General features: G+C 75.8%; 3 protein-coding genes. All 3 read right to left on the bottom strand.

The genetic code is table 11. The features are described 5' to 3' along the window. Window positions 1–129: 129 nt before the first annotated feature. From ACIBUY_RS38070 to ACIBUY_RS38060, 3 genes are read right to left on the bottom strand one after another with little or no spacing between them, the layout of a single operon-like run. On the bottom strand, window positions 130–3,234 hold the full coding sequence (locus ACIBUY_RS38070) for an ATP-binding protein (protein ID WP_399155084.1): 3,105 nt from the start codon (window positions 3,232–3,234) through the stop codon (window positions 130–132). Between the two features lie 9 nt (window positions 3,235–3,243). Further along, complete coding sequence (locus tag ACIBUY_RS38065; RefSeq protein ID WP_399155083.1) at window positions 3,244–4,680, bottom strand: MFS transporter; 1,437 nt, start codon at window positions 4,678–4,680, stop codon at window positions 3,244–3,246. After that, window positions 4,677–5,879 carry a M20 family metallopeptidase gene (locus tag ACIBUY_RS38060; protein ID WP_399155082.1) on the bottom strand — a complete coding sequence of 401 codons (1,203 nt, stop codon included), beginning with the start codon at window positions 5,877–5,879 and terminating at the stop codon, window positions 4,677–4,679. Before ACIBUY_RS38060 ends, ACIBUY_RS38065 begins: the two co-directional genes overlap by 4 nt. Between the last annotated feature and the right edge of the window lie 122 nt (window positions 5,880–6,001).

The following is a 6,001-nucleotide window of genomic DNA, read 5'->3' as shown; positions in this document are numbered from 1 at the left end:
CGGGGGGGGGGGGGGCGGCGGCCGGCGGGGGCGGGGTGCGGGGGGGGCGGCGGCGCTGTCCCCCGGGGCGCGGGCGGGAGCGCCGGTCTTGCACCCCCCGCCCCCCCCCCTCGGGCGGGCGACGGGGGTTCAAAGACAGGCTCTCAGGGCGCGGGCCGCGGCCCGCAGCGCGTCCCGGTCCAGGGCGGCGTACTCGGCGAGCGCGTCGGCGTACGCCGCCCGGTCGGTGTCCTCGGCCGCGTGCCGGGCGCGGTCCGCCGCCATGGTGGGGTGGAACTCCCGCAGCACCCACAGCCGTTCGGCCAGCGCGGCCGTCCGGACCGCGGCCGGGTCCCGGCCGGTGAGGCCCGCCACGCCGAGCGCGTGCGCCACCGTCCCGAGGACGGGCAGCGCGAGGTGGTCGCACGGCGGTCCGGCGAGCACCGCCCGCAGCCGGTCGAGCGTCCCGGCGACGTCCTCGAGGCGCCCGGCGTACGCGTGCGCCGTCACCGCCGCCGCCTGGATCTGCAGGGCCCACGGGTCGAGCCACGGGTCGTCGGCGTACGGCGCCCCGGCGACGCCCAGCCGTGCCACGGCCCGCCGCCACAGCCGGAGCCCCGTCTCCGTGTGACCGCGGGCGAGCGCGATCTCCGCGCGCACGCCCAGGTCGGGGCTGTAGAAGGCGTCCTTCTGCACGGCGCCGTCCGCCTCGGCCCGCCGCTGCCAGGACTCGGCCTCGTCGGGGTCGCCGCGCTGCAGACAGGCGAGGGCGAGGCCCCAGCGGATGCCGACGTAGTCGTTCTCGTCGCCGAGCCGGGGCAGCGCCTCGCGTGCGGCCAGCAGGTAGGCGTGGGCGGCGTCGCCGTCGCCGGTCTTCAGGCTCAGGTCGCTCAGCCGGGAGTTGCCGAGGACGGCGAGCACGGGGCTGTCGACCGTCGCCAGGACGTCGACCATGCGCCGGGCGGACCCGAGCGCGCGGTCCATGTCGTGCTCGTACTCCCAGACGTACGTGGCGACGGCCTCGGCGACGGACGCGACGAGCGGCTGCTCGCTGGCGCACAGCTCCCGCAGCACCGCGTACTGCGGAGGCAGCATCCGCGGCAGTGCGCTCAGCACCACCGCGGTGGCCCGCAGCAGCGTGTCCGGCGGGGCCGGGGGCAGCCGGCGCAGGGTGACGAGGTGCCGCCCGACGCGCGGGCCCTGGTCCACGAAGAGCATGGCGGCACACAACACGGCGGCGGTGCGGGCGACTTCGACGTGTGCGGGCTCGGGCCGGTAGTGCGACAGTGGCGGCCCGGTCTCGGCGGCGAGTGCGGTGAGGCGAGCGTAGTCGGAGTCGGTGGACCACAGGGCGGCGAGGACGGCGGTGACGGCGGCGGTGGTGGCGCCGTCCGTCCGGGCGAGGGCGTGCCGCAGGGCCGTCACGAGGTTGTCCTGCTCGGACTTGATCGACTCCCAGTCGGCCGACGACCGGGTGCCGAGCAGGACGTCGTGGTGGGCGACGCCGAAGTCCCGTGCCCAGGCCAGGAGCCGGCCGACGGCGCGCTCGTCCTCGCCCGCCTCCGCGCGCCTGGCGGCGCTGAACTCCCGTACGGTCTCCAGCATCCGCATCCGCACACCGGTCGGGGTGTCGACGACGGTGAGCAGCGACTGGCCGGCCAGCTGCTCGAGCAGGACCAGCGCGTCCTCGCCGAGCACGTGCTCCGCCGCCTCGCCGCTGAAGCCGCCGGGGAAGACGGAGAGCGTGCGCAGCGCCGCGCGGGCGTCGGGGGCGAGCAGGTTCCAGCTCCACTCCACGACCGCCCGCAGCGTGCGGTGGCGTTCGGGCGCGTCCCGTGCGCCGCCGCGCAGCAGCGCGAACCGGTCGCCGAGGCGGCGGGCGATCTCCGGGACCGACAGGACGCGGACCCGTGCCGCGGCCAGCTCCACGGCGAGCGGCAGGCCGTCGAGGTGGCGGCAGAGCCCAGCGACCGCGTCCGGCGGCAGGTCGACGCCGGGCCGCGTGGCGCGGGCCCGCTGGGTGAACAGCTCGACGGACGTGCCGAGTTGGAGCTCGGGCAGCGCGTACACCGCCTCCGACGTGAGGCCGAGCGGCGCCCGCCCGGTGACGAGCACCCGCAGGTCCTTCGAGGACGACACCAGGGCCTGTACGAGGTCGGCGGCGCCCCGGACGATCTGTTCGCAGTTGTCGAGGACCAGCAGGGCGGGCCCGGAGCCGAGCGCGCCGAGGACGGCGCCGACCGGGTCGGCCGGGGCGGGCAGGCCGAGGCCCGCGGACCGCCCCTCCCCCGCACCGAGCGCGGAGGCCACCTCCGCGGCGACGTCGCCGTCCGCGGTGACGGCGACGAGCGGCACGAAGTACACGACGCGCTGTGCGGCCCGGCGGCTGACGGCGTGCGCGAGCCGGGTCTTGCCGAGGCCTCCGACGCCGACGACGGAGACGACGCGGGAGGTCCGCAGCAGCTGTTCCACGGCTTCGACGTCGGCGTCCCTGCCGAGCAGCGGGTTGGGCTCGTGCGGCACGCCGTGGCGCACGACGGGTGCCGCACCGGACAGCAACTCCCGCTGTACCGACTGGAGTTGGGGTCCGGGATCCGTGCCGAGCCGTTCGCGCAGGCCCCGGCGGTAGGCCTCGTACCGGGTGAGTGCGGTGGCGGGCCCCGCGGTCGCCGCCTCGCAGCGCAGCAGTGCCGCGAGGACCTCCTCGTCGCGCGGCCTTCGCCCCGCGATCGCGGCCAGCGGCTCCGCGGCCTCGGCGTGCCGGCCGAGGCGGGCCAGTGCGAGGGCCCGCGCGCGGACGAGCCCGGCGTGGACCGGGGCGCGCTCGCCGCGCAGCACCGCGACGGGGTCCTCGCCCCCGTCCGCGGCGCCGTCCCACAGGGCGAGCCCGGCCTCGGCCGCGGCCAGCGACCCCGTGTGGTCCCCGGCCCGGGCCCGCTCGGCACTCGCCGTGGCCTGCAGCAGCAGGGCGGAACTGTCGACCTGTTCCTCGGTGAGGGCGAGCCGGTAGCCGGTGGGCGTGCTCGCGATGACGTCGGCGCCGAGGAGGGCACGCGCCCGGGAGACCAGGACCTGCACGGCCTTGCCCGGCCGCTCCGGCCGCTCGTCCGGCCACAGCCCCGCCACCAGCCGCTCGGTGCCGCAGCCCGTCCGCAGGTCGCGGGCGAGCAGCGCGAGGAGGTCCCGCAGCCGTGGCGCGGTGATCTCCCGCCCGTGGTGGGCGACGCGCGCCAGCAGGGTCAGCTCGGTGGTCACCCGTGCAGGTTAACCAGGCCGCTCACCACCGGATCCGGCCGGGACGGCGACGCCGGGCGGCGCCTGAGCGGACTTCCTTGCGTTCAGGGCGAGTTGGGCCAGGACAGCGAGGACGCAGGCCGCGCCACCCGCGGCCCAGATCGTGACGTAGGCGCTCAGGGCCGGGGTGTCCGTCCCGCCGACGACCAGGGAGCCGAGTACGACGGCGAAGGCAGCGCCGCCGATGCTGCCGCCGAGCGTCTTGAGGTTGTTGTAGACGGCGGTGGCGCTCGCCGTGCGGTCGGCGGCGCTGCCCTCCACGATCACGGTGGGCAGCCCGCCGAGCGCGAGTCCGCAGCCGACGCCGACCAGCGCGTTGGCGGCCATGAACGCCGCCATGCCCGAGTGCAGCACGATCAGGCCGCCGTACCCCGTGGCCAGGGCGGTGAACGACACGAGCAGGAGCCTCCGGTAGCCGATGCGGACGGCGAGCGCGGCGCACACGGCGGACCCGGCGAACGCCATCACGTTCGGGACGACGCCGTACACGCTGATCTGCCAGGCGGCGAGGCCGAAGCCGTACCCCGCCTCGCCGGGCGAAGCGGCCATGAAGCTGACGGCGACGCTCTGCCCGCCGAGCATCACCGAGCCGAGGACGAACCCCGAGACGTAGTAGGGGGCGCTGCGTCTCCTGGCCACGGCCCGGATGTCCACCAGGGCGTGCGGGCGGGCGAGTTGGAGTCTGATCCAGATGCCGAGGAGCACGGCGGCGAGCAGCAGTCCGCCGAGTGTCGGCGCGGAGCCCCAGCCCCGGGCGGCGCCGCGCGACAGTGTGCCGAGCAGGGCGGTCAGGGCGAGGGCGAGCAGGATCGCGCCGGACCAGTCCATCCGGCCCGCGGCCCGCGTGCGGGACTCGGGGATCGCGGTGAAGGCGAGGGCGAGGCAGCCGATCGCCAGGGCGGCGAGCGCGACGAGCGTCGCGCGCAGATCGCCGAGCAGGCTGAGCAGCGGTCCGACGAGCGCGTGCCCGAGCACGGTGCCGAGGGTGAGCGTGCCGACCAGCAGGCCGACCGCCTTGCGCCCGCCCTCGACGCTCAGCCGGTCGCGGACGAGACCGATCTCCAGCGGGAGCAGGGCCGCCAGCGGACCCATCAGCGCACGGCCTAGGAGCAGGACGCCCAGGTCGGGGGCGCAGGCGACCAGGACCGTGCCCGTGGCGATCACGGCGAGCGTGACCCGGATCATCCGCCGGTGTCCGTACAGGTCACCGAGGCGGCCGAGGGCCGGGACGCTGATCGCGGCGGCCAGGTACTGGACCGTGGTGAACCACTGGGCCTGTCCTGTGCTGATGCCCTGCCAGTCCTGGATCTCGGGCACGAGCGGCACGGCGGCGCCCTGGAGGAACCCGCTGACCAGCTCGAAGGCGACGAGTAGCCCGACGACGGCACGTACCTTCGGCGCGCTCACGCGGCGGATCCCCGCGCCAGGCGCCGCTCGGCGAGCGCGCTGAGCAGGGCGGCTTGGCGGCCGAGGACCCGGTCGTCGAAGACGGCCCGCGGTGAGTGGTTCATGGGTGCGGTGGTGGCGTCGACGCCCTCGGGGGCGGCGCCGACCAGGAGCATGACGCCCGGGACGCGCTGGGTGACGAACGCGAAGTCCTCGGAGCCGTTCGCGGGGTCGGGCGCCTGCCACACCTGGTCGCCGCCGAGCAGTTCGCGGGCGGTGTCGAGCGCGAAGGCGGTCTCATCGGGCGCGTTGACCGTGACCGGGTACATCACGTCGTACGACACCTCGGCGTCGATGCCGTGCGCCTCGGCGATGCCGCGCACCAGGCGCGGCAGTCCCTCGACGAGCCGCTCGTGCGCGGCCTGGGAGTAGCTGCGCACGGTCGCCTCGAAGGTGGCGGTCTCCGGGATGACGTTCTGCTGCGTCCCGGCGTGGAAGGTGCCGACGGTGACGACGGCCGGGTCGAAGAGGTCGAAGCGGCGCGTCACCCAGGTCTGGATCGCGGTGACGATCTCGCAGGCGACGGGGATCGGGTCCTTGGCGCTGTACGGGGTCGAGCCGTGCCCGCCCTTGCCGCGCACGGTGACGCGCAGCACGTCGGAGGCGGAGGTCACGGTGCCGGGCCGGGTGGCGACGAGGCCGCCGGGCAGCCGGTTCGCGGCGACGTGCAGGGCGAACGCCGCGTCGAGGGGCTTGCCCGCGGCGTCGAGGACGCCTTCCTCGATCATGGCGCCCGCGCCGTTGTGGCCCTCCTCCCCCGGCTGGAACATGAACACGACGTCGCCGTGGAGGTGTTCGCGGCGCTCCGCGAGCAGAGTCGCCGCGCCGACGAGCCCGGCGGTGTGCAGGTCGTGGCCGCAGGCGTGCATGGCGCCGGGGACCTGGGAGGCGTACTCCACGCCGCTGTTCTCGGTGACGGGCAGGGCGTCCATGTCGCCGCGCAGGAGCACGGCGCCGCCGGGTCGTGTGCCGCGGAGCACGGCGGTGACGGAGCTGAGGTCCTTGCCGAGGGTGATCTCCAGGGGCAGTCCGTCGAGCGCGGCGAGGACCTTCTCCTGGGTGCGGGGCAGCGTGAGGCCGAGCTCGGGTTCGCGGTGCAGGGCGCGGCGCAGCTCGACGAGTTCGGGCTGGAGTTCCCGGGCACGTTCGGTGATCGACATGGCGGATGAGCCTCCTGGTGTACGGTCCGGCGGGACGAGGGGGAATAGGGGGAATGGCGTTCAGGGTGCTGCCCTGGCGCATGAACGGGTCTTGAATCGCAGGGAAAACGCAGGAGTAGAGC

Source organism: Streptomyces sp. NPDC050085 (assembly GCF_044460595.1).
Taxonomy (GTDB): Bacteria; Actinomycetota; Actinomycetes; order Streptomycetales; family Streptomycetaceae; genus Streptomyces.
The sequence above is the reverse complement of the archived record's forward strand: the minus strand, read 5'-3'. Positions and strand labels throughout refer to the sequence as shown.